Source organism: Pantoea sp. X-Soil-MYKO-1785, assembly GCF_059730675.1.
Genome location: NZ_AP036000.1, coordinates 3,384,237 through 3,408,009 on the forward strand (window position 1 = coordinate 3,384,237; position 23,773 = coordinate 3,408,009).

Here is a 23,773-nt window from a genome sequence, read left to right on the forward strand (position 1 = left end):
TAATCCGATGGCGAACATTAACTGGCGACACATCGAAATTTTTCACGCGGTGATGACCAGCGGCAACCTGACGCAGGCCGCCACCCTGCTGCACACCTCACAGCCTACGGTCAGTCGGGAACTGGCGCGGCTGGAGCAGCAATTGGGGCTACAGCTGTTTGGTCGGGTACGCGGACGTCTGCAGCCTACGGTACAGGGGCTGCGCCTGTTTGAAGAGGTTCAGCGTTCCTGGTACGGGCTGGATCGCATTATGGAGGCGGCTGATAATCTGCGTCAGTTTCGTCAGGGTGAGCTTTCTGTCGCCTGTCTGCCAGTGTTTTCGCAGTCGCTGCTGCCACCGCTGTGTCAGCCTTTTTTGCAGCGCTACCCGGATGTCAGCCTGAATGTGATCCCGCAGGAGTCGCCGCTGCTGGAGGAGTGGCTGTCAGCACAGCGCTATGACCTCGGCTTAACCGAAACTCAGCATGCGCCGGCCGGCACTGACCGCCATGCGCTCTTAACCTGCGATGAAGTCTGCGTGTTGCCGCCGCAGCATCCGCTGAGCCAGCGGGCCGTGCTGACGCCGCAGGATTTTGCCGGTGAGAATTATGTCAGCCTGTCGCGCACCGACAGCTATCGCCAGCTGCTGGACGCGTTGTTTCATGAGCAGGGGGTTGAACGTCGTCTGGTGCTGGAGACCCACAGCGCCGCATCGGTGTGCGCGATGGTCAGGGCGGGCGTCGGGGTATCGATCGTTAACCCGCTGACAGCGCTCGATTACGCCGACAGCGGTGTGGTAATGCGGCGATTCAGCGTTTCGGTACCCTTTACCGTCAGCCTGGTCAGACCGCATCACCGCCCCGCCTCGGCGCTGGTCGATGCGTTTGTCAGCCATCTGCAGCAGCAGGTGGCTGACTTTCCGGCACGTATCGCCGCCCGCTTAGCTTAAGCGCGCACCGCAGACGTCGCGCCACCCGATTTGCGGAAGGTGATCAGGCAGACCAGCAGACCGATCAGTGCCAGTGCGGCGGCGGCAACCGGCACCGCCGTCAGGCCGTAGCCCCGACCAATTACTGCTCCACCGACCCAGGCTCCCAGTGCATTACCAACGTTGAATGCAGAAATGTTCAGGGTCGACACCAGGTTGGGTGCCTCTTTACCGTGGCGCACCACGTTAATCTGCAGGCCCGGCACGGTAGCAAAGGTAGCCATCGCCCACAGGAACAGGGTGATTTCGGCCAGCCACAGCGCATGGCTGGTCCAGCTAAACAGCAGGGAGAAGATCGCAATCAGCGAAAAGCTGAGGATCAGGCTGAAAGAAACTTTCCAGTCCGCCATCTTGCCGCCCAGAATATTGCCGACCGTCAGCCCTGCGCCAATCAGGAACAGCGTCCAGCTGACGCCACGGTCGCTGATGCCGGTCACCTGTAACAGCAGCGGCGCGATATAACTGAACAACGCAAACATCGCCGCGGCAAAAAACACCGTCATCAGCAGTGACAGCCACAGTTTACCGTTGGCCAGCGCGCTCACTTCACTCGCCAGGTCGACCGGTTTTTCCTGCTTGTTATTCGGCAGGCTGACAATCAGGGCGATAAAGGCCAGTACGCCGATGATCGCTACGCCCCAGAAGGTGGCACGCCAGCCAAACAGCTGACCAAACTAGGTGCCGAGCGGCACGCCCAGCACGTTCGCCAGCGTGAGGCCAGTAAACATCAGCGCCACGGCAGAAGCCTGACGACCTGGTGCGACCAGACTGGCTGCGACCACCGCACCAATGCCAAAGAAAGCACCGTGACACAGCGCGGTTACAATGCGCGCCAGCATCAGCAGGTTATAGTTGTACGCCAGCGCGCACAGCAGGTTGCCGACGATGAAGATCACCATCAGCAGCGTCAGCGTCTTTTTACGCGGCAGCCGGGCGGTCAGCAGCGCCATAATCGGTGCGCCAATCGCCACGCCCAACGCATAGCCGCTGATTAACCAGCCCGCTGACGGAATCGACACCTGAAGATCGGCCGCCACGTCCGGCAGCAGCCCCATAATGACGAACTCAGTGGTGCCGATGGCGAATGCACTCAACGCCAGCGCCAGTAACGCTACAGGCATAACATTTCTCCCAATACCATGAAAATGCAGGTGAACCACGCGAACGCGTGGCCCAATCGACGCTTATTAAAATTTGATCTGCGTCACGCTGGCTATTACAGCACAGCCGATGAAGCCCATATACCCCAATAGCAGCAAAGGATTATTGCCACACCCGCAATAATTTCTGTCGCCCCTCAGCCCGCCGGTCACCGCCAGCGGGCCGGAAAATTCCAGGAATCACCCCCGCAGGCAATCTCTGGTTGTCATTTGCCTGTCACCGGTTACGCTTTTTAATGTGTTAACAATAAATAAAATTTTAGCGTTGCCGATAACCCCATTATGAAACGCCAGGTGATGTGATCGAATTCTGACGCGGGGAGAAAGAATGCAACGGCTCATTGCCTTGATGGTTTTTGCTTTAACCGGCTGCTCGGTTGGCCACTATGAGTACAGCAGAGAGGCCGAAAAGCGGGTCGATATGACCGTGACCGGCATTCCTACCGTGCTCGGCTTAGGCACGCTGGGTACCACCATTCCGCTGACGGCGGAATACAGTCTGACCGCCGCGCACGTGGCGAAATTTTCACTTTACCGGGTCAAAGCCTGGCATCCGCAATGCGATCTGGCGGTGGTCTACCACAAAAACAGCGAAGCGAGCCTGCCGCCCAGCTTTCGCAACAGCCATATCGGCGACCAGGTCAATCTCTACGGCTACAGCTTTATTTCGGCGATGCCGGTCAGTTCCAGCGGCCAGAACCTGATTAATACCACGCTGGCAAACAGCTGGAACAAAGCGGATTGTGTGGTGGTGGCGGCCAATGCCGGCGTGGTGAAAGGGATGTCGGGCGGCGCGGTGTATAACGCCTCTGACGATACGCTGGCGGGAGTGATCATCGGCTACAGCGACCGTATTAATGACAATACCAGCGGCAAAACTCTGTATAAGAACGTGGCGCTGTATGTACCTTATGCGCGGTTTCAGCAGTGGCTGGATGGCGTAGTGAAGTCGTGACCGTCGGTGTCTGAGCCGGACAGCGGCGAAAAAAAAGGCCGGAATCTCCGGCCTTTCTGCATTCTGCTTAACGCAAAGTGAGTTACTTGCTGCCCGGGCGCAGCGCCGGGAACAGGATCACGTCGCGGATGGTGTGGCTGTTGGTAAACAGCATCACCATACGGTCGATACCGATACCGAGACCCGCAGTAGGCGGCAGACCGTGTTCCAGCGCGGTGACGTAATCTTCGTCGTAGAACATCGCTTCGTCATCGCCTGCATCTTTGGCATTCACCTGCTGCAGGAAACGCTCAGCCTGATCTTCCGCATCGTTCAGCTCGGAGAAGCCGTTACCGATTTCACGGCCGCCGATGAAGAACTCAAAGCGATCGGTGATCTCCGGATTCTGATCGTTACGACGCGCCAGCGGTGACACTTCAGCCGGATACTCGGTGATGAAGGTTGGCTGAATCAGATGTGCTTCTGCCGTCTCTTCGAAGATCTCGGTGACCACACGGCCCAGTCCCCAGCTCTTCTCAACTTTAATGTGCAGCGATTCAGCAATCGCTACCGCTTTATCAAAGTCTTCCAGATCGGCCAGGTCGGTTTCCGGACGATACTTCTTGATCGCTTCGCGCATCGTCAGTTTTTCAAACGGCTTGCCGAAATCGAACTGATGTTCGCCATACGGCACCACGGTGGTGCCCAGCACATCCTGCGCCAGCGTACGGAACAGGCTTTCGGTCAGCTCGATCAGATCTTTGTAATCCGCATACGCCATATAGAGTTCCATCATGGTGAACTCAGGGTTATGACGTGGCGAAATGCCTTCGTTACGGAAGTTACGGTTGATCTCGAACACCCGATCAAAGCCCCCCACCACCAGGCGCTTCAGATAGAGTTCCGGAGCAATACGCAGGTACATATCGATATCCAGCGCATTGTGATGGGTGATGAACGGACGCGCCGATGCGCCGCCTGGGATCACCTGCATCATCGGAGTTTCCACTTCCATAAAGTCGCGGCTGACCATGAACTGGCGGATACCGGCCATGATTTTTGAGCGAATTTTGAAAGTGTTACGTGATTCGTCGTTGGCGATCAGATCGAGGTAACGCTGACGATAACGGGTTTCCTGGTCAGCCAGGCCGTGGAACTTATCCGGTAACGGACGCAGGGCTTTGGTCAGCAGACGCAGCTCAGAACAGTGAATCGACAGTTCGCCGGTTTTGGTTTTGAACAGCTTGCCGCGCGCGCCGAGGATATCGCCGAGGTCCCACTTTTTGAACTGCTCGTTGTAGATCCCTTCGGCCAGATCGTCACGCGAAACATAAAGCTGAATGCGTCCGCCGACGTCCTGCAGGGTAACGAATGATGCTTTACCCATAATACGACGGGTCATCATGCGTCCGGCAACGCTGACTTCAATGCCGAGATCTTCCAGCTCTTCGTTGCTCTTCTCGTCATAGCGTTCATGCAGCTGGTTCGAGAGGGTGTCACGACGGAAATCGTTAGGAAACGCCACGCCATTTGCACGCAGCGCGCTCAGCTTTTCGCGACGCGTTTTCAGTTCGTTGTTTAACTCAAGTGCGGCGTCAGCGCTCTGCGGTTGTTGTTCAGACATGTCGGTTCCTTATAACCCTGCTTTTAAACTAGCTTCAATGAATCGATCCAGATCGCCGTCCAGCACCGCCTGGGTGTTGCGCGTTTCCACACCGGTACGCAGATCTTTAATGCGCGAATCATCGAGCACGTAAGAACGAATCTGGCTGCCCCAGCCGATGTCGGACTTGTTGTCCTCCAGCGCCTGTTTCTCAGCATTTTTCTTTTGCATCTCAAGCTCGTACAGCTTCGCCTTCATTTGCTTCATCGCTTGATCTTTGTTCTTGTGCTGGGAACGGTCGTTCTGACACTGGGTCACGGTACCGGTTGGAATATGGGTAATACGTACCGCGGATTCCGTCCGGTTAACGTGCTGGCCGCCGGCACCGGAGGCGCGATAGACGTCAATGCGCAGATCGGCCGGATTGATGTCGATATCAATATCGTCATCCACTTCCGGATAGATAAAGGCTGAGCTGAAGGAGGTATGACGACGACCGCCGGAGTCGAACGGGCTCTTACGCACCAGGCGATGCACGCCGGTTTCGGTACGCAACCAGCCAAAGGCGTAGTCGCCTGACACGCGAATGGTCACGGATTTAATACCCGCTACTTCGCCTTCAGACTCTTCAATAATTTCAGTTTTGAAGCCGCGAGCTTCAGCCCAACGCAGATACATACGCATCAGCATGCTGGCCCAGTCCTGCGCTTCGGTACCGCCGGAGCCCGCCTGCAGATCGATATAGCAGTCGGCGCTGTCGTACTCACCGGAGAACATGCGGCGGAATTCGAGCTCGCCCAGTTTGCTTTCGAGGACATCCAGCTCGGCCACCGCTTCGTTGAACGTCTCTTCGTCGTCCGCTTCGACTGCCAGCTCCAGCAGACCCTGGACATCTTCCAGGCCTTGCGTCATCTGATCGAGAGTGTCAACAATCGCTTCAAGCGAGGAGCGCTCTTTGCCCAGTGCCTGGGCGCGTTCCGGTTCGTTCCACACGTCTGGCTGTTCCAGCTCGGCGTTTACTTCTTCGAGGCGTTCTTTCTTGGCATCGTAGTCAAAGATACCCCCGAAGAACGTCGCTGCGCTCACTGAGGTCCTGAATACGGTTTTTGACCGGGTTGATTTCAAACATGGCTTTAGCGTCTTTTTAGCGTTCGATGGGACAGGAAAATTAACGCATAAGTTTACCCGAAACTGACGACAGTTTGTAGCGCTGATGCGGTGGTGGCGCGGCGATCGATTAACCGCGTGGCGAGGGGTGTTTCACGTGGAGACTGGCGTGAAGAAAAGAAGGCGGCCCTGAGCCAGGCGGTCGGCCGCACACAGCTGATGTGCAACCACCGCCAGTGGTCAGTTTATTGGCCAGAGATGATCAATGATCAGCTGCACCGAGCGGTTACCGCGATACTCATTGATATCCAGTTTGTAGGCCAGCTCAACCTGACGCACGCTGGTGTCGGGCCACAGCGTGGTGTCGACATTGAAGGCGATGCCATCGATCAGCGGGCCGCCGCCCAGCGGTTCCACCATTACTTTCAGGTGCCGCTCGCCGACCAGCCGCTGCTGCAACAGCTTAAATTTGCCGTCGAACGCTGGCTCCGGGAACGCCTGGCCCCACGGACCCGCTTCACGCAGCATCTCTGCGGTCTGCAGGGAAAATTCCTGTGGCTGCAGCGCGCCATCGGACCAGATGATGCCCTGTAGCGATTCGCCATCCAGCCATTCGCCGACCAGTTCGGCAAAACGCTGGCGGAACTCCTCATAGCGTGCGGTTTCCAGCGACAGTCCCGCCGCCATCGCATGGCCGCCAAACTTCAGCATCAGGCCCGGATTAAGGGTATCGAGCCGCTCCAGCGCATCGCGCAGATGCAGACCGGCAATCGAGCGGCCGGAGCCTTTCAGCGTGCCGTCTCCGGCCGGTGCAAAGGCAATCACCGGGCGATGGAAACGCTCTTTCAGTCGCGAAGCCAGAATCCCGACCACGCCCTGATGCCACTCCGGATGATAAAACGCCAGCCCCAGCGGCAGGTCGCTCTGCTCACGTTCCAGCGCCTGACACAGCGCCAGCGCTTCGCTCTGCATGCCCTGCTCAATCTCTTTGCGCGTCTGGTTGAGCGCATCCAGCTCGCTGGCCAGCATCCGCGCCTGGCTGAGATCCTCAGTCATCAGTAACGCCACGCCGACCGACATATCATCCAGCCGCCCTGCCGCATTGAGCCGGGGGCCAAGCGCAAAGCCGAGATCGCTGGCCGCCAGCTGGCGCGCATCGCGGTTAGCGATCTCCAGCAGCGCACGAATACCGGGACGGCATTTACCGGCGCGAATCCGGCTTAGTCCCTGCCACACCAGAATGCGGTTATTGACGTCGAGCGGCACCACATCGGCTACCGTGCCGAGCGCCACCAGATCCAGCAGTTCAGCCAGATTAGGTTCGCTGCGGGTGGTGCCGAACCAGCCCTGCGTGCGTAGAAAGGCACGCAGCGCCAGCATCAGATAAAACGCGACGCCGACACCGGCCAGCGCGCGGGAAGGAAAATTGCAGTCCGCCAGGTTGGGATTAACGATCGCTTCCGCCGCCGGCAGGGTTTCGCCCGGCAGATGGTGATCGGTGATCAGCACCGGAATACCGTGCTGGTGCGCACACTCCACACCGGCATGCGATGAAATCCCGTTATCCACCGTCAGGATCATCGCCGCACCGCGCGCGCGCGCCTGCTCAACCACTTCCGGGCTGAGGCCATAGCCATCGTCAAAGCGGTTCGGCACCAGATACTGCACGTTGCTGCCGCCCATGCTGCGCAGCGCCATCACCGTCAGCGCGGTACTGGTGGCACCATCGGCATCAAAATCGCCCACCACCATAATGCGACGGCCATCAAGCAGCGCCTGATGCAGCAACGCCACCGCGTTATCGATGCCGCTCAGCGCCTGGAACGGCAGCAGGTTTTTCGCGCCGCGCTCCAGCTCAGCCGCGTCACGCACCCCGCGCTGCAGATAAAGACGTTTCAGCAGCGGCGGCAGGGTTGCCGGCAGCGCATCCTCAACCATCACCTCGCGGCGACGCAGTTCCACTTCGTTTTTTACCACCGATTAACCACCACGCTTTTGATTATCCAGCACCTGCTTCAGCTCCTGCGGACCCTGATAGCCCGGAATCATCATGCCGCTGTCGGTCAGGATGGCTGGCGTGCCCTGAATGCCAAACAGCACCCCGAGCTGGTAGTGTTGTGCAATATTGATTTTGCAGCTATCTGGTGCAGACATTTTTGGCGCATCGCCCTTCATCGCGTCGTCAAAGGCTTTATTACGATCGGCGCTGCACCAGATCGCTTTCATCGCGCCTTCAATCTGGCCATGCAATCCTTCACGCGGGAACGCCAGGTAGCGCACGGTGATACCCAGCGCATTGTAATCGGCCATCTGCTCATGCAACTTGTGGCAGTAGCCACAGGTAATGTCGGTAAACACCGTCACCACATGCTGCTCTTTTGGCGCTTTGTAGACGATCATTTCCGGCACCAGCGCCTCGACTTTTTTATCGAGCAGCTTGTTGGTTACGTTGACCGGTTGTGCGCCGCTGACGTCATACAGCGGGCCCTGAATCATGTGTTTGCCATCATCGGTCACGTAAAGCACGCCGCTTTCCGACAGCACGGTTTTAAAGCCCGGCAGCGGTGATGCGGTAATCTCAGTCTGATTTAAGCCGAGCTTTTTCAGGGATTGCTGAATGGCGCTGTCATCGGCCTGCGCCAGGCCGGAAAAGGCGCTGGCTAACAGCGCCAGCATGGCAAAATGCTTGTTCATCTCTTTCCTTATTTCCGCAGATCAGGCCCGCGGATGATGTTGTTGATGCAACTGACGCAGGCGCTCAGTGGCGACATGCGTATAAATTTGGGTGGTGGAGAGATCGCTGTGTCCCAGCAACATCTGTACGACACGCAGATCGGCTCCGTGGTTCAGCAGATGAGTAGCAAACGCATGGCGCATCACATGGGGCGACAATTTTTCACTGTCGATGCCGGCCAGCGTGGCGTAATGCTTGATGCGGTGCCAGAAGGTCTGCCGCGTCATCTGCTGCGCCCGGTTGCTCGGGAACATCACATCCAGCGTCTGTCCGTTAAGCAACCACGGACGCCCATGCTCCAGATAATATTCCAGCCAGTAAACCGCTTCTTCACCTAACGGCACAAGTCGCTCTTTATCGCCTTTGCCGATCACCCGCACCACACCCTGGCGCAGGCTGATGTCACTCAGCGTCAGGCCGACCAGCTCAGAAACACGCAAACCGGTGGCGTAGAGTAACTCCAGCATCGCTTTGTCGCGTAGCTCAAGCGGGATGTCGATATTCGGTGCCTGCAGCAGCCGTTCAACCTGCGCTTCACTGAGATCTTTCGGCAGCCGCTGCGGCAGTTTTGGTGCCGATAACAGCGCACTGGGATCGTCCGCGCGCAGCTTCTCGCGATAGAGATATTGAAACAGGCGGCGCATGGCGCTCAGCAGCCGGGCTGAACTGGTCGCCTTGTAGCCGCCCTCCAGCCGCTCGGCCAGAAACTGCTGCAGATCCAGCGGCATCACGCTGAGCAGCGTCAGGTTATGATGCGCCAGCCAGCTGGTCAGCGTCTGGAGATCCTGGCGATAGGAGGAGAGTGTATTCTGCGCCAGATTGCGTTCAATCCAGAGCGCATCGAGAAACTGTTCTGTCAGATCGCTGTCCTGCACGTTATCCCCGCCGTTCGCTGTAAAATCATGCTCATTATGCCTGATTCAACGGCGCTTCTGGTACAATTGCGCCAAAGTCAGTATTTACAGAGTGTTATCTGCATGAAAATCGGTCTTTTTTACGGTTCCAGTACCTGTTACACCGAAATCGTAGCGGAGAAAATTCGCGATTTTATTGGCGAAGAGCTGGTCACCCTGCACAACGTCAAAGATGACGATCCGCGCCTGATGGAACAGTACGATCTGCTGATCATGGGCATCCCGACCTGGGATTTTGGCGAGCTGCAGGAAGACTGGGAAGCGATCTGGCCGCAGCTGTCGACCCTGAATCTGCGCAATAAGATTGTGGCGCTGTACGGCATGGGCGATCAGATTGGCTACGGTGAATGGTTCCTGGATGCGCTCGGTATGCTGCATGAGCTATTGCAGCCGATGGGGGTGCGTTTTGTCGGTTACTGGCCGCTGGAAGGGTATGAGTTCACCAGCCCGAAACCGCTCAGTGCCGATGGGAAGCAGTTTGTCGGTCTGGCGCTCGATGATGTGAATCAGTTTGAGGTGACCGACGAGCGCGTCGAGCAGTGGTGCGAGCAGGTATTAACGGAAACCGCCGAACTGCTGTGATCGCTAAATGGCGTGGTCCGGCAGGCGGCTTTCGCCCTGACGCCTTAGCCGGATGCCGTAACGAGTGCTCTTCGTATTGCCATCAGTGATGCGCCTCGCTGAAGCAGCAGGCGCGTAACGCCCGCCATTCGCCAGGCTGCATATTGTCTTTCATCAGCCACCAGCGCAGCGTCTTACCCTGCTCGCTTTTCGCCACCAGCAGCACGCCAAACGGCAACCAGCGCAGCGGCTGAGTCGGCCGCCAGCGTGCGCCCTGCCAGCACCAGATTTGCGCACTTTCCCGTTGCAGCGAACCGCGCCGCTGAAGGAGCCGTCGATGATTACGCCAGCCTTCGGCCAGCAGCAGTCCGATCATCGCCAGTTTCATCAGCCATCCGCTGACCGGCAGCGTCAGCAGCAGTACCGCCGTTACCGTCACCCCCAGCCAGACGCCCAGCAGGCCGCGCGCCAGACGGGATGGCCGCAGCTTACATTGCCACGGGGCCGCGTTCACGATTGCGCTGCTGAATCAGGTTAACCATCCGCTTCAGCTCAGGATCGCTGGGTTCACCGTGGTTCATCAACCAGTTAAACAGGTCGGGATCGTCACTCTTCAGCAGCGCGATAAACACCTGCTTATCGGTGTCATTCAGGCTGTCATATTCATATTTAAAGAACGGCATAATAGCCACATCCAGCTCCAGCATGCCGCGGCGGCAGGCCCACTGAATACGTGATTTATCATTGATATCCATGCGTCAGTTTCCACAGTTCACAACCTGGCGGCTAGTGTAACCTGGATTGTGGCGGGCTGCAGGCGCAGCGCAACATACTGTGCAATCTGCCGCAAAGCAAACCGCATTTTTTCAGGGTTATCACGCGATTTGTGCGCCGTTATCGGTAAACAGGTTGCATTGCCGGTCGGCTCTTTTAATATTGAAGATATTGTTTCGGATGAACCCTCATACTCAGGATATCTCCATGCCAACCTTTACCTTACCGCCGCGCCAGCCTGCAGCCTCGTCCCGTCTGCCGTTAACGCTGATTTCACTGGATGCCTGGGCGCTGGTTTCCGTCTTCGGTCCCGACAGCACCGCCTATCTGCAGGGTCAGCTGACGCTGGACGTCGCCGCGCTGGATGCGGCGCACCATCTGCCCGCCGCCCACTGTGATGCCAAAGGCAAGATGTGGAGCAACCTGCGTCTGTTCCATCGTGGCGAAGGCTACGCCTACCTGGTTCGTCGTGAACTGCGCGACACCCAGCTGAGCGAATTAAAGAAATATGCGGTGTTCTCTAAAGTGACGCTGGCGGCCGACGATGAGGCAGTGTTACTGGGCGTGGCTGGTTTTCAGGCACGCGCCGCGCTGGCCAACCTGTTTGAACAGCTGCCCGACAGCGAAACCCCGGTGGTGCAGCAGGGCGAAACCACGCTGCTGTGGTTTGCGCATCCGGCAGAGCGTTTCCTGATCGTTACCTCGCTGGCCCAGGCCGAATCACTGCAGCAGAAACTGGCGGATGATGCCCGGTTAAATGACAGTCAGCAGTGGCTGGCGCTGGACATTGAAGCCGGCATTCCGGTGATTGATCCCGCCACCAGCGTGCAGTTTATTCCGCAGGCCACTAACCTGCAGGCGCTGGACGCCATTAGCTTTAAAAAAGGCTGCTACACCGGTCAGGAGATGGTGGCGCGGGCCAAATACCGTGGTGCGAACAAACGCGCGCTCTACTGGCTGGCGGGCCAGGCCAGCCATCTGCCAGCGGCAAATACGGCGCTGGAACTCCGGATGGGTGAGCGCTGGCGTCGTACCGGCAGCGTGCTGGCGGCAGTGCAGCTGGATGACGGTGTCAGTTGGGTGCAGGTGGTGATGAATAACGATCTGGAGCCGGATAGCGTGCTGCGGGTTGAGGGTGATGAAGGCGGACAGCTGACGATTCAGCCGCTGCCCTACTCGCTGCAGGAAGAGTAACCACTCAGGCACGCAGCCGCATAAGCTGCGTGCCTGCCCGGCGATTACTCCGTTTTCTGCGTCATGTTCAGCAGAGTGCGGATGTTTTGCGCCGTGGTGGCGATAATGTCGATGGCACCGGTACGCAACGCACCGAGAATCGCCATTGCTTTGGTGTTCTCTGAGGCGATGGCGATAACGCAGGGGATCTTGCGCAGCTCATCAATGCTCAGACCAATCACCCGATCGTTCATTACGGTATCGACGTGCTGTCCCTGCGAATTGAAAAAATCATAGCCGGCAATATCGCCCGTCACGCCCTGATTCAGACTGGCGTCGATAATTTCATGCGGCGTAAACCAGCCTAATTTCACCATATAGCTGTTTTCATTCATGTCGCCAATGCCGACCAGGGCAAAGTCGGCTTTGCGCGCCCGATCCAGCGTCTCTTTAATGGTGCCGTTTTGCATAAACGCCTCTTTCAGCGCCCGATCTTCAACATAAGCCGGGGCGTAGAGCGTTTCGCTGATGCCACCAAATTTCTTCGCCAGACGACGGCTGATATGGTCGGCATTGATCGCATCACCGGGGCGGTGCGTGCCGCCGATGCCGCTGATAAAGTGACAGTTACGCGTCGGCACCTGGCCCGGATGATCGGCGACCGCCGCCACGTTGCGCCCTTGCCCGACCGCCACCACCGAATTCTCTTTAAGCGATTGTTCCAGCCAGGAAGAGACCAGCGCCGCCACCTGACGCCGCTGCTCATCATTGTCCTGCAGGTCGAGGGCGATCAGCGCGCGCTGTAAGTGGGGGAAACGGTCAAGCAGCTGTTGCTCAAGACGGGTGCTGAACACCGGATGGTAACGCACGTTAATTTCAACAATGCCCTCTTCCCTGGCGCGCTTCAGCAGCCGTCCGACTTTGATGCGTGAAATGCCAAACTTACGCGCAATCTCTTCCTGGGTAATTTCGTCCTGATAATAGGCGACTGCGATTTCGGTCAGCAGTTCGGAGTCCTGAGAAAGCGTGTGTTTTTCCATGCGTTATCTGTCTCGCAGTGAGTTACCTGACTAAGCACAGGCGTTTCAGGAGGGAATTTATACCATTGATACGGCTCACCTCGCCAGGCATTGACGCGGCGAGCCGCTAGCAGTGTCACAGATTAGCGACGAATCGCGTCGATTTTCAGCATGCGGGCAATCACAATATCCAGCTCTTTCTGCTCGAAAATCTGCTTCCAGTCAGGCTTCACAATCTTCTCACGACCATACTCCATGGCGATCATGCAGGCATCAGAGAACGGGTTGGTGGCACGGAAGGCTACCGCCAGCGCAATCTGAATATGTCCGTAGAGCATCGCCTTTGCGGCCTCTTCCGGTACGCCACTGTGCTTAACCGTTTCGTCCAGCGCCTCTTTCATAAAGGCCCCGACCATGCAGGCAACGGTCTCCACCAGCGTCGGCTCAAGGTAGGCTAGCTGCGTTACGGTCACCCAGTGCACCTGCTCCACCGGACCATACATCACGCGGATAACCTTGCTGAGTTCGTCGCGCTGCGCATCACTGCCCGCTTCCCAGGCGGCGGCCACATGCTGAATAGCTGCAATTCCGCCAAACGCGTCGGCGTGCTCTTCTTTGGTGTAGCGCTCAAGGAAGACGGACGGGTGACACGGATGCGCCACCGCATAGTCGATATCGTCACGCTGGAAGATCAGGTTGGCATAAGCGGCCGCCGGATCGAGCGTTAACAGTACAGCGCCTGGCTTCATCTGCGGCACGACCGCTTCAGAGACCTTACCCAGCACAATGTCCGGCACCGCCAGAATGACGACGTCGCTTAACGGCACCACCGAATCGGCATCCGAAAGCTCACGCCCCTGTTGAGTAACCTGCTGCTGCGCAGCGGGCGAATTCTCGCAGTAAAAAACCTGGTAATCACTTTTCTGGAAGTTGGCTGAAATGCGCATGCCCATTTTGCCGCCGGCACCAATCACAGTAAGGGTTTTCAGTTGATTCATTATTATTACTCCCGATGTTGTTTACTACGTAAGAATTCCACGCTGCGCGCTGTCCATTCGGCCTCACGCTGACAGGTGGTGGCGGCGTCTTCCTGCCACGGCAACCAGTGTTCAATAATCTGGTTAATGCCTTTTTCGGCCGGGCGCACGCTGGCGATCATCTGGTCATAATCCAGCAAGCCTTCGCCCATCGGGCAACCGGCATAGGTGAAGCCAACCCAGCCGTCACGCCGGGTAAAGGCAAAATCTTTGATGTGAAGATTGCCGACCCGCGCCGCAGTCTGCGCGATGACCTGTTCAGGTAACTCCAGCCCGGCAACGCAGTTGGCCGGATCGAGACAGACCGCCAGCCACGGCGATGAAAAGCGGTTAATTACTGTCATCAGGTCGGCAGTTTTGACCTGTTCGTAGGTTTCAAGACATAGTCTCACCTGCTGACGCTCATAGTCAGGCAGCACGCGGGCGATCAGCTGCGCCGCTTGCTCCAGCGACGGCCGATGAGTGGCGGTATAGAACATGGAGCGCACCACCTGCGCGTCGAGCAGCTGGGCCAGTTGCAGATAACGTTGCAGATGGGCGGTGTCCAGCCCGCGCGTCCCCAGCTCCAGCGTGATGCCCAGCGCATCAGCCTGCTGACGCAACCGTTGCAGGTCAGCATCAGACCAGCTCTCAATCGCCGGATAATCACAAATCTGAAACAGCGACAAATCCAGCGCGGCGGTCTGTTCCAGCATCTGCTCCAGCGTCAGCGGCTGCGGTACCCGGTCTGACATGCGCCAGAAAAAGGCATAGGTGCTAAGTCCGATCTGGCTCATGGGTGACGCTCCGCCAGCAGCGCGCTGGCCTCATCGATAATCTGCGCCAGCGCGGCCGGATCATGGGCAAAGCGGCCGAGGAACAGGCCATCAACCGTTCCGCCAAGGCGCTGAATCAAACCCGGACCGGCGCTGCCACCGTAAATCACCTGCAGGGTAATACCCGTGGGCGTCGGCAGCTCGCGTAGCCCTTCGCAGACCGCGCGGATATAGTGTTCCGGAGCCGGTTGCGGTGCGCCTATCGCCCATTGCGGTTCCCAGGCGAAAAATAGCCTACCGGTCAGACCCTGCTGCTGCGCCAGCGACAGCGCCTCGGCCAGCTGCTGCTGGCACAGGGCGATCGCCTGCGAAGGTTCACCCTGTTGGGTTTCACCAATGCACAACACCGGCGTCAGGCCGTGTCGGAGCGACATCGCCACCTTGGCGGCTATCTGCGCGGCGTCTTCATGAAAATAGCGGCGGCGTTCGGCGTGACCAATTTCAGCCAGGCTGCAGCCGAGTTCCTGCAACATGCTGGCACTGACTTCGCCGGTCCAGGCGCCGTTTTCAGCCTGGCAAACATCCTGGCCGCCAATGCGTACCGGGGTATCGGCAAAAATAGCGGCAGCCGCCGGAATCGCCGGATAGGCGGGCAGGACAAACAGTCCGATATCGCCGCGCTGAATCGCCGGATGCCGACGCGCCAGCGCGGCAACGTCGTGGCACCAGTCGAGGGTTTGCTGGTAGCCGAAGTACATTTTCAGGCTGACACCCAGCCACAAAGCAGGTTGCGTCATGCTCAGGCTCCCTGCTCAGCGGTTGCGTGATCTTTCAACAAATCAGCCACGGTATTGACAATCATTGCCAGCGAAATCGCGCCTGCATCGGGCGTGCCGAGGCTTTTTTCGGCCAGCGGACGGGCGCGGCCCATTTTGGGCAGCAGTTGCGCCGTGGCCTGCGCCGCCTGGTCAGCCACGCGTGCGGCCTGATGCCAGGCCTCTGTCAGCGAGGCACCGCGCGCGACGGCTGCATTCAGGCTGTCGCTGAACGGCACCAGCACATCAACCATGGTCTTGTCACCGACCTGGGCTTTACCAAAATGCTGAATTCCTTCCTGCGCCTGCCGCACGCCGTTGGCGATTCGCACGGCGTCCGGCGTCTGGTTATCACCGATGGCGGTTCCGATGGCGGTCAGCGCCACGCCCCACAGTGCGCCAGAGGTACCGCCCGCTTTGTCTGCCCAGGCATCAGCAGCACGGCATAATAGCGTGCCGGCACCGGCGCCCCGGGCCGCAACTTCACGCGCCTTTTCCACCGCGCCCAGCACGCCGCGTTCCATGCCAATGCCGTGATCGCCATCGCCGGCGACTGCATCAATATCACCCAGTTTTTCGGCGTTGCGTTGCAGCATCGCGGCCACCGCCTCAAGCAGTTGCAGTACCTGTTGGGCGCTCTGCTGCGAGGCGGCGCTGGCGACGGGCAAGCTCTCTTCTGTCTGTTCCTGCATGGCGTCCTGACCCAGCGGTTCGGCCACGATAACGCTGCCTTTTCGATAGGCCGGCGCATTCGCCGGGGCGCGCCAGAAGGTTTCCAGCTCATCATCCAGCCACATTAAGGTCAGTGAGGCACCGGCCATATTGAAGCTGGTGACGAATTCGCCGACGTCCGGTTCGACGATCTGCAGCCGGGCCGCTTCAAGCAGCTGCGCCACCCGCCGGTAGACCACAAACAACTCTTCATATTTCACCGTGCCGAGACCGTTAAGAATTACCGCCACCCGCTGTCCCGCCGTCTGGCTGACGCCCGGCGGCAGCTCACCGAGCAGCCGGCTGACAAAAATGTCGGCCATCTCATCGGCGGTCGGCACCTCCGTTTCTTTAATGCCCGGTTCGCCATGAATCCCCAGTCCCAGCGCCATCCGCCCTTTTTCAACTTCAAACAGCGGGTGTGACGCGCCGGGTAAGGTGCAGCCAGAAAACGCCACGCCAAACGAACGGGTCCGGTTGTTGGCATGCTGCGCCACCCGCAGCACCTCCGCCAGCGTATAGCCCGCTTCAGCGGCGGCACAGGCGACTTTGAATACCGTCAGATCCCCCGCCACCCCGCGCCGCTTTTCAATCTCGTCGATGCCGGCGCTGGAGATGTCGTCGGTGACCGCCAGAATGTCGCACGGAATACCCTCGCCGCGCAGACGCTCACAGGCCTGACCGAAATGCAGCACGTCACCGGCGTAGTTGCCGAACATCAGTAATACGCCGCCGCCATTATTTGCCGCGCGGGCCACGTTATAAATTTGCTGCGCTGACGGCGAGGCGAACAGGTTGCCCATTGCCGCGCCGTGCGCCAGCCCCTGCCCAACCAACCCGGCGAACGCCGGATAGTGGCCGGAGCCACCGCCGACCACCACCGCCACGCTGCCCGGCTGGCTGCGGGTGTTGCGTACCACTCCGCCGGGCACCTGACGCACTTTATCGGCATTGGCGGCCACAAAGCCTTCGATCAGTTCAGCCGCGAAGGCTGAAGGTTGGTTAAACAGGTAAGTCATGGTAATTGCTCCTGTGCTAGAGAGGTCGGTTGCTGCTGGCGACTGCGATTCAGCAACAGCATCAGCACGGCTGACAGCAACATGAATCCGCCCACCACAAACATCGGTACGGTGTAACTGCTGGTCGCATCGTGCAGCGCGCCAGTGATATAGCCCGCCGAGAAGCCCGCGACATTACCCAGCGTATTGATCAGGGCGATAGCGGCCGCGGCAGAGGCACCGGTCAGAAACTGAGTCGGTAAAGTCCAGAAATTGGGTAAGGCGGCAAAGATCGAGCTGGCGGTAATCGCAATCACCATGATGGTGGTGAACGGTGAGTCCATGAACAGCGCCAGCGGCACGCTAATCCCACCGGTCACCGCCGGGATAGCGATATGCCAGGTTTTGCAGCCGCGCCGTGAGGCGTCACGGGACCAGAAGAACATCACTACCGCCGCGATCAGATAAGGCACGCCGGTGATCAACCCTTTCTGCATTACATTGAAGGTGGTGCCGAACTGCTGCTGGAAACCGCCGATGATGGTCGGCAGGAAGAAAGCCAGCGCGTAGAGGCCATAGATAAAGCCGAAGTAGATCAGACACAGCATCCAGACCCGACCATTACCCAGAATGCTGCGGACGCCCTGATGTCCGGTATGCTGCTTGGCCTGATGCTCAGCATCCAGCTCGCGGGTCAGCCAGTTTTTCTCCTCCGACGTCAGCCATTTCGCCTGACGCGGTGAATCCACCAGCCAGAACAGCGCCACAATGCCGATCAAAATCGCCGGGATGGAGACGCCGAGGAACATCACGCGCCAGCCCGCCAGGCCAAACAGGCCATGCTGCTCAATGAACGATGCCGCCAGCGGTGCGCCAAAGACCACGGTCAGCGGCTGAGCCAGGTAAAAAAGCGACAGGATTTTGCTGCGATGGCGCGCCGGTACCCACATGCTGAGATAGAGGATTGCGCCCGGGAAAAAGCCCGCCTCGGCAATACCCAGCAGCAGACGCAGGGTATAAAGCCCATTAATGCTGCTGACCCAGGTGAACAGCAGCGACACGATGCCCCAGCTGATCATGATGCGCGCCAGCCATCTGCGGGCGCCAAAGCGATGCAGGGCCAGATTGCTCGGCACTTCCAGCAGGATATAGCCGATGAAAAAGATACCGGAGGCGAGGCCGAACTGTACGGCAGTCAGGCCGAGGTCCTGCGTCATGCCATTCGGCCCGGCGAACGAAATTGCCGTACGGTCGAGGAAGTTGATAAAAAACATCAGGGCGACGAACGGCACCAGTCGCCAGGAGATCTTACGAATCGCGGATTGCTCCACTGCGGTCATTGTGGTTTGGGTCACGACGCACCTCCGGTCCGGGCGCGATGAAAGAGAGTGTCAGGTGTTGGCAACGCACGCGGTGCATTGTCGAAGCAGGTGCAAAAAACAGAGCCTGGGTAATCCATGTGCGAGTCCTCAATGGGTCTTCTTGTACATTGGTATCACTATTCGAACAAATGAACAGTACACGTATAATTGCGCAGCACTCAACTGCAACAATGAGATCTGTGATCCTCTTCAAACGAATCAAAACTGCTGCACTTTTCAGATAAACCGCCGAAATTGCCGCGCTGTGCGGCGTGAGCGCCCCATTTTCCGGTTTTTCACTGTCAGATCACCCGCCCAAACAAATGAAATAGACTTGAACATATGAACAGAAGTATGTCAGGCTGATGCTGAACATTTTTGCGCCTGCTGTTGCATGGCGGGCTGAGCGGGTAACTTGCTGGAGAAGACGATGAAAACGATCGCGATTGGCGCCGATGATGCGGCGATTGAGCTAAAAAACCTGATTAAACGTCATCTGGAAGAGAAGCAGTACGAAGTGGTGGATTACAGCAATGACGCCCGTAACGACCGGCCGATGTATCCGGATGTGGCGTTTGCGCTGGCGACCGCTATCCAGCAGGGAAAATATGAGCGTGGGATTCTGCTGTGCGGTACCGGAATCGGGGTGGCGATTGTCGCCAACAAAGTTCCCGGTGTTCGCGCGGCCCAGTGTCATGACACCTTCTCTGCTGAGCGCGCCCGTAAAAGTAACAATGCGCAGGTGATGACCATGGGCGCACGCGTGGTCGGTCCGGAGCTGGCGAAAACTATCGTTAACGCCTGGCTGGCCTCAGAGTTTGAAGCCGGCGGCTCAAGCGCTAAAGTCGATAAAATTGAGTACTACGAGCAGGCCAGCCTGAATAAATAAGCCGCCTTTGCTGTGCGGGCGAAGTCAGTCAAGCCAGGGCTTCGCCTGATCCCCTGTACCGACACCAGCAGAAATGCGACGCAGCTTTCGCAGGGAAAAGTGTGCCCGCCATGGCGCTGCAGAGCTGAATATGGAGTGAAAAATGACCCCCTTAGAGGCGTTGAAACAGTACACCACCGTGGTCGCCGACAGCGGCGATATCGAGGCGATACGTCGCTATCATCCGCAGGATGCCACCACTAATCCCTCACTGATTCTGAAAGCGGCGACCCTGAGCCGCTACCAGCCACTGATTAAAGAAGCGCTGGATTACGCCCGAACGCAGGGCGGCAGTAAACAGACGCAGATTATCAATGCCTGCGATCGGGTGGCGGTCAATCTGGGCGTGGAGATCCTGAAAAGCGTGCCGGGCCGGGTTTCGACCGAAGTTGATGCGCGGCTCTCATTTGACCGCGGCATGTGCGTCACCAGGGCTGAAAAGCTGGTACGGATGTATGAACAGCAGGGCATCGACCGCTCACGTATTCTGATTAAGCTGGCATCAACCTGGGAAGGGATCCGTGCGGCTGAAACACTGGAGCGCAACGGCATTCAGTGCAACCTGACGCTGCTGTTTTCTTTTGCTCAGGCGCAGGCCTGTGCCGAAGCAGGAGTGTTCCTGATTTCGCCGTTTGTCGGACGCATCTCTGACTGGCATCACAGCCGCAATCCGCAGGCGGAATACGCAGCGCAGGACGATCCGGGCGTGGTGTCGGTTCGCAACATTTACCATTACTACAAATCTCACCGCTATCAGACGGTGATTATGGGAGCCAGCTTTCGTAAAACCGAACAGATCCTGGCGCTGGCCGGTTGCGATCGGCTGACCATCTCACCTGAGCTGCTGCAGAACCTGGAAAACAGTAATGTGCCGGTGACGCGCCAGCTAACGCCTTCGACGGCGGTGGCGAATCGGCCCTCGCCCCTGACGGAAGCGCAATTTCGCTGGCTGCATAATCAGGATGCGATGGCGGTCGATAAACTGGCAGAAGGCATCCGCCAGTTCGCCCTCGATCAGCAGAAGCTGGAAGATATGCTCGCCTCACAGCTGTGATCGCAGTCAGGCGGAGAGTCGCTCCGCCTGACTATCCCCGACATACCGACTATCCGACATAAAAATAAATCGCGCAGAAGTGACAGACACAGCCGCCCAGCACAAATCCGTGCCAGATCGCATGGTTAAACGGAATGCGACGCGCGACGTAAAAAATGACGCCGAGCGAATAGATGATGCCGCCGATTGCCAGCAGCCAGATACCGCCGGGTGCCAGCGTCATCGCCAGCTGATACACCACAATCAGCGACAACCAGCCCATGCAGAGATAGGTCACCAGTGACAGCACTTTGAAGCGGTGCGCAATGGTCAGCTTAAAGATGATGCCGGCCAGCGCCAGGCTCCAGATCACTACCATCAGACCGTAGGCCAGCGGCGACCTCAGGCCCACCAGCAGGAAAGGCGTATAGGTGCCAGCAATCAACAGGTAGATGGCGCAGTGATCCAGCTTTTTCAGCCAGGGTCTGGCCGGGCCGTTGGGAATGGCGTGATAGAGCGTCGAGGCCAGAAACAGTAAAATCATGCTGCCGCCGTACAGGCTGTAGCTGGTGATCGCCATGGCATCCGCGCCCGTCTCTCTCGCCTGATTGAGCATTAATACCAGTGCGACAACGCCAAACAGACAGCCCAGTCCATGACTGATGCTATTAGCAATTTCCTCGGCCAGTGAGTAGCCTGCTGTGGGTAAACGCGTGGTGGTCATATGGTGTCCTGAAAGTGAAGCGATACGAAAAAACCGTAACCAGAGTAGCCAACATCGGTTTCGGTGTACAGATGTACGCTGAAATTGATCTGTGAGACCGTGTAACGGGCAAAGAAGCCGATGAATCTGGTAAACTGCCGGCTGGTCAACTGTACAATGAGTTACTCATGTTTTCGCATCGCGATCTCGCCCGCCTTAACGACCTGGAAATGCAGGTTTATCAGTTCATCATCAAACATCGTGAACGTGTCGGCTATATGACCATTCGCGAGCTGGCCGAGCAGGCTGCGGTCTCCACTACTACCGTGCTGCGCTTTTGTCGCAAGATGCACTGTGAAGGCTGGTCGGAATTCCGTATCCGGCTGCGCTTAACCGAGCAGCAGGCTGTGCCACAGGTTAATACCGCCAGCGTCAATGAGATGCTGAGCTTTTTTAAAAGTATTAATAATGCGGAGTTCGAGCAGATCGTTGCCCAGGCGGCGCAAAAGATTAACCGGGCGGAGCGGGTGTTTTTTATTGGCGTCGGCACCTCAGGCAGTCTGGCAAAATATGGCGCCCGTTTTTTCTCTAACCTGGGGAAATTCAGCCATGCGATTGACGATCCCTATTATCCGGTCAGCCCTGACCTGTATGAAAATGCGATTGCGATTATTTTATCCGTCTCCGGCGAGACCGAAGAGATCCTGCGCATTGCCAGCCAGTTCAGCCTCAACAAGTGCAAAATCATTGCCATAACCAACACCGAGAGCTGCTCGCTGGCGAAAATGAGTGATTTCAGCCTCTGCTATCACGTCCCGATCATTCGGATGGCTGATAATTCAGATATTACGACGCAGGTGCCGGTCACCTATATTATTGAAGCGATTGGCCGCCAGCTGGGAAAATAAAACAGCCTGTTTTTTTGCTGTAACAGATCACATTACTGGCGCGCTGTTATATCGTGACTTTCATTATTGCCTTGCTACACTCTCTCCAATTTCAATATCCGTAATGGGGTGAAGCATGAGTGCAGAATTGCAGTTACCAAAAGGGTTTCTTTGGGGCGGTGCGGTTGCGGCGCATCAGGTTGAAGGCGGCTGGGATCAGGGCGGCAAAGGCGTCAGCATCGCTGATGTGCTGACCGGCGGTTCACACGGCGTCGATCGGGTAATTACCGACGGTGTCCAGCCCGGCAATTTCTATCCTAACCATCAGGCCGTTGAGTTCTACTCACACTACAAGCAGGATGTCGCGCTGTTTGCTGAAATGGGCTTCAAATGTTTCCGCACCTCGATTGCCTGGACCCGCATTTTCCCGAATGGCGACGAGCAGCAGCCAAACGAAGCTGGCCTGCAATTCTACGACGATCTGTTTGATGAACTGCTGAAGTACGGTATTGAACCGGTCATCACCCTCTCCCACTTCGAAATGCCCTATCACCTGGTGAAACAGTACGGCGGCTGGCACAACCGCAAAGTGGTCGATTTCTTTGTGCGCTTCAGCGAAGTGGTGCTGAATCGCTATAAGAACAAAGTGAAATACTGGATGACCTTTAATGAGATCAATAACCAGCGTAACTGGCAATATCCGCTGTTTGGTTACTGCTGCTCTGGGGTGATCTTTACCGAGCATGACAAACCTGAACAGGCAATGTATCAGGTGATGCACCACCAGTTTGTCGCCAGCGCTAAGGTGGTCAAACTCGGTCATGCCATTAATCCAGACTTCCGGATCGGCTGTATGATCGCCATGGTGCCGGTCTACCCATTCTCCTGTCATCCTGATGATGTGGTGCTGGCGCAGGAAGCGATGCATCAGCGTTACGTGTTCAGTGATGTGCAGATGCGCGGTTACTATCCGGCCTACACGCTGAAAGAGTGGGCGCGTAAAGGCTATCAGATCGAGATGGAAGCGGAGGACGCCGACACCCTGCGTGAAGGCTGTGCGGACTACGTCGGTTTCAGCTACTACATGAGTAACGCGGTGAAGACCGATGCCAGCGGCGTGGACGATCCGATCACCGGTTTCGAAGGGGTGGTAAAAAATCCACACGTTAAAGCATCGGACTGGGGCTGGCAGATTGACCCGGTCGGCCTGCGTTACGCGCTTAACGAGCTGTATGAGCGTTATCAGAAGCCGCTGTTTATCGTAGAAAATGGCTTTGGCGCGATCGACAAGCCAAACGACGACGGGGTGATTGAAGATGATTACCGTATCGATTATCTGCGCGCCCACATCGAAGAGATGAAAAAGGCGGTAACGCACGACGGCGTGGAATTAATGGGCTACACGCCATGGGGCTGCCTGGATTGCGTCTCCTTTACCACCGGCCAGTACGATAAACGTTACGGCTTTATTCACGTCAATAAAAACGACGACGGCAGCGGCGATTTCTCCCGTTCGAAGAAGAAAAGCTTTAACTGGTATCAGCAGGTCATCGCCAGCAATGGCGAAAACCTGTAACGGATGACGCCGCGGCTGAAAAG

22 protein-coding genes and 1 pseudogene are annotated in these 23,773 nt (G+C 57.5%); 8 read left to right on the plus strand and 15 right to left on the minus strand.

What is annotated here, in order from left to right:
* The first annotated feature begins 7 nt into the window (after positions 1–7).
* Positions 8–928: a LysR family transcriptional regulator gene (locus AC6I8D_RS16005; protein ID WP_312056023.1), complete on the plus strand. Its 921-nt coding sequence runs from the start codon at positions 8–10 to the stop codon at positions 926–928.
* Here the strand turns inward: AC6I8D_RS16005 and AC6I8D_RS16010 are convergent.
* A pseudogene (locus tag AC6I8D_RS16010) lies at positions 925–2,088 on the minus strand (MFS transporter). The gene AC6I8D_RS16005 and the pseudogene AC6I8D_RS16010 sit on opposite strands and share 4 nt — an antisense overlap.
* 367 nt (positions 2,089–2,455) lie before the next feature.
* Between AC6I8D_RS16010 and AC6I8D_RS16015 the strand changes: the two are divergent.
* A complete protein-coding gene (locus AC6I8D_RS16015; RefSeq protein ID WP_312758438.1) occupies positions 2,456–3,082 on the plus strand; it encodes a serine protease in 627 nt (208 codons plus the stop codon).
* Between the two features lie 82 nt (positions 3,083–3,164).
* On the opposite strand, the gene lysS is transcribed toward AC6I8D_RS16015, so the two are convergent.
* The 5 genes from lysS to xerD all read right to left on the minus strand — a co-directional run bounded on the left by lysS (position 3,165) and on the right by xerD (position 9,380).
* Positions 3,165–4,685: a lysine--tRNA ligase gene (gene lysS, locus AC6I8D_RS16020; RefSeq protein WP_312056020.1), complete on the minus strand. Its 1,521-nt coding sequence runs from the start codon at positions 4,683–4,685 to the stop codon at positions 3,165–3,167.
* A 9-nt stretch (positions 4,686–4,694) separates the two neighbouring features.
* Positions 4,695–5,793 (minus strand): peptide chain release factor 2 gene (gene prfB, locus AC6I8D_RS16025; protein ID WP_312056019.1). Its coding sequence is split into 2 segments (ribosomal slippage): positions 4,695–5,717 and positions 5,719–5,793, totalling 1,098 coding nucleotides; the frame shifts between segments, so codons are not numbered across the junction.
* A gap of 218 nt (positions 5,794–6,011) precedes the next feature.
* Positions 6,012–7,748, minus strand: coding sequence for a single-stranded-DNA-specific exonuclease RecJ (recJ, locus tag AC6I8D_RS16030; protein ID WP_497820459.1), 1,737 nt, complete (start codon positions 7,746–7,748; stop codon positions 6,012–6,014).
* A 3-nt stretch (positions 7,749–7,751) separates the two neighbouring features.
* Positions 7,752–8,465: a bifunctional protein-disulfide isomerase/oxidoreductase DsbC gene (gene dsbC / locus AC6I8D_RS16035; protein WP_497820460.1), complete on the minus strand. Its 714-nt coding sequence runs from the start codon at positions 8,463–8,465 to the stop codon at positions 7,752–7,754.
* A gap of 21 nt (positions 8,466–8,486) precedes the next feature.
* Complete coding sequence (gene xerD / locus AC6I8D_RS16040) at positions 8,487–9,380, minus strand: site-specific tyrosine recombinase XerD (RefSeq protein WP_312056016.1); 894 nt, start codon at positions 9,378–9,380, stop codon at positions 8,487–8,489.
* Between the two features lie 102 nt (positions 9,381–9,482).
* Here xerD and fldB point away from each other — a divergent pair, with 102 nt between their 5' ends.
* Positions 9,483–10,001: a flavodoxin FldB gene (gene fldB / locus AC6I8D_RS16045; RefSeq protein ID WP_031376212.1), complete on the plus strand. Its 519-nt coding sequence runs from the start codon at positions 9,483–9,485 to the stop codon at positions 9,999–10,001.
* Positions 10,002–10,083: 82 nt separating this feature from the next.
* Here the strand turns inward: fldB and AC6I8D_RS16050 are convergent, their stop codons facing one another.
* Both AC6I8D_RS16050 and sdhE read right to left on the minus strand, forming a co-directional pair.
* Complete coding sequence (locus AC6I8D_RS16050) at positions 10,084–10,494, minus strand: protein YgfX (RefSeq protein ID WP_312056015.1); 411 nt, start codon at positions 10,492–10,494, stop codon at positions 10,084–10,086.
* Positions 10,469–10,735 carry an FAD assembly factor SdhE gene (sdhE, locus tag AC6I8D_RS16055; RefSeq protein WP_031376214.1) on the minus strand — a complete coding sequence of 89 codons (267 nt, stop codon included), beginning with the start codon at positions 10,733–10,735 and terminating at the stop codon, positions 10,469–10,471. Before sdhE ends, AC6I8D_RS16050 begins: the two co-directional genes overlap by 26 nt.
* A gap of 226 nt (positions 10,736–10,961) precedes the next feature.
* On the opposite strand from sdhE, the gene ygfZ reads away from it, so the two are divergent.
* Positions 10,962–11,948, plus strand: coding sequence for a tRNA-modifying protein YgfZ (gene ygfZ, locus AC6I8D_RS16060; RefSeq protein ID WP_497820461.1), 987 nt, complete (start codon positions 10,962–10,964; stop codon positions 11,946–11,948).
* A gap of 44 nt (positions 11,949–11,992) precedes the next feature.
* Here ygfZ and AC6I8D_RS16065 read toward each other — a convergent pair whose 3' ends face one another.
* The 6 genes from AC6I8D_RS16065 to AC6I8D_RS16090 form a co-directional block, all read right to left on the minus strand.
* Positions 11,993–12,967, minus strand: coding sequence for a sugar-binding transcriptional regulator (locus tag AC6I8D_RS16065; RefSeq protein ID WP_046289226.1), 975 nt, complete (start codon positions 12,965–12,967; stop codon positions 11,993–11,995).
* Between the two features lie 122 nt (positions 12,968–13,089).
* A complete protein-coding gene (locus AC6I8D_RS16070; RefSeq protein WP_089561208.1) occupies positions 13,090–13,947 on the minus strand; it encodes a phosphogluconate dehydrogenase C-terminal domain-containing protein in 858 nt (285 codons plus the stop codon).
* A gap of 2 nt (positions 13,948–13,949) precedes the next feature.
* Positions 13,950–14,759, minus strand: a complete 810-nt coding sequence (locus tag AC6I8D_RS16075) for a sugar phosphate isomerase/epimerase family protein (protein ID WP_312056013.1) — start codon at positions 14,757–14,759, stop codon at positions 13,950–13,952.
* Positions 14,756–15,535, minus strand: coding sequence for a triose-phosphate isomerase family protein (locus AC6I8D_RS16080; protein WP_312056012.1), 780 nt, complete (start codon positions 15,533–15,535; stop codon positions 14,756–14,758). The genes AC6I8D_RS16075 and AC6I8D_RS16080 overlap by 4 nt, the downstream gene beginning before the upstream one ends.
* A gap of 2 nt (positions 15,536–15,537) precedes the next feature.
* Positions 15,538–17,283 carry a dihydroxyacetone kinase family protein gene (locus AC6I8D_RS16085; RefSeq protein ID WP_497820462.1) on the minus strand — a complete coding sequence of 582 codons (1,746 nt, stop codon included), beginning with the start codon at positions 17,281–17,283 and terminating at the stop codon, positions 15,538–15,540.
* Complete coding sequence (locus AC6I8D_RS16090; RefSeq protein ID WP_312056042.1) at positions 17,280–18,602, minus strand: MFS transporter; 1,323 nt, start codon at positions 18,600–18,602, stop codon at positions 17,280–17,282. The genes AC6I8D_RS16085 and AC6I8D_RS16090 overlap by 4 nt, the downstream gene beginning before the upstream one ends.
* A 451-nt stretch (positions 18,603–19,053) precedes the next feature.
* Here AC6I8D_RS16090 and rpiB point away from each other — a divergent pair, with 451 nt between their 5' ends.
* Positions 19,054–19,512, plus strand: a complete 459-nt coding sequence (gene rpiB / locus AC6I8D_RS16095) for a ribose 5-phosphate isomerase B (protein WP_312758454.1) — start codon at positions 19,054–19,056, stop codon at positions 19,510–19,512.
* 142 nt (positions 19,513–19,654) lie between these two features.
* Positions 19,655–20,605: a transaldolase gene (gene tal, locus AC6I8D_RS16100; RefSeq protein WP_312758456.1), complete on the plus strand. Its 951-nt coding sequence runs from the start codon at positions 19,655–19,657 to the stop codon at positions 20,603–20,605.
* Positions 20,606–20,654: 49 nt separating this feature from the next.
* Here tal and trhA read toward each other — a convergent pair whose 3' ends face one another.
* Complete coding sequence (trhA, locus tag AC6I8D_RS16105; RefSeq protein ID WP_312758458.1) at positions 20,655–21,308, minus strand: PAQR family membrane homeostasis protein TrhA; 654 nt, start codon at positions 21,306–21,308, stop codon at positions 20,655–20,657.
* A 167-nt stretch (positions 21,309–21,475) separates the two neighbouring features.
* Between trhA and AC6I8D_RS16110 the strand changes: the two genes are divergently transcribed.
* Both AC6I8D_RS16110 and AC6I8D_RS16115 read left to right on the plus strand, forming a co-directional pair.
* Positions 21,476–22,195, plus strand: a complete 720-nt coding sequence (locus AC6I8D_RS16110) for a MurR/RpiR family transcriptional regulator (protein WP_312056008.1) — start codon at positions 21,476–21,478, stop codon at positions 22,193–22,195.
* A gap of 115 nt (positions 22,196–22,310) precedes the next feature.
* On the plus strand, positions 22,311–23,750 hold the full coding sequence (locus AC6I8D_RS16115; RefSeq protein WP_497820463.1) for a 6-phospho-beta-glucosidase: 1,440 nt from the start codon (positions 22,311–22,313) through the stop codon (positions 23,748–23,750).
* Positions 23,751–23,773: the final 23 nt, after the last annotated feature.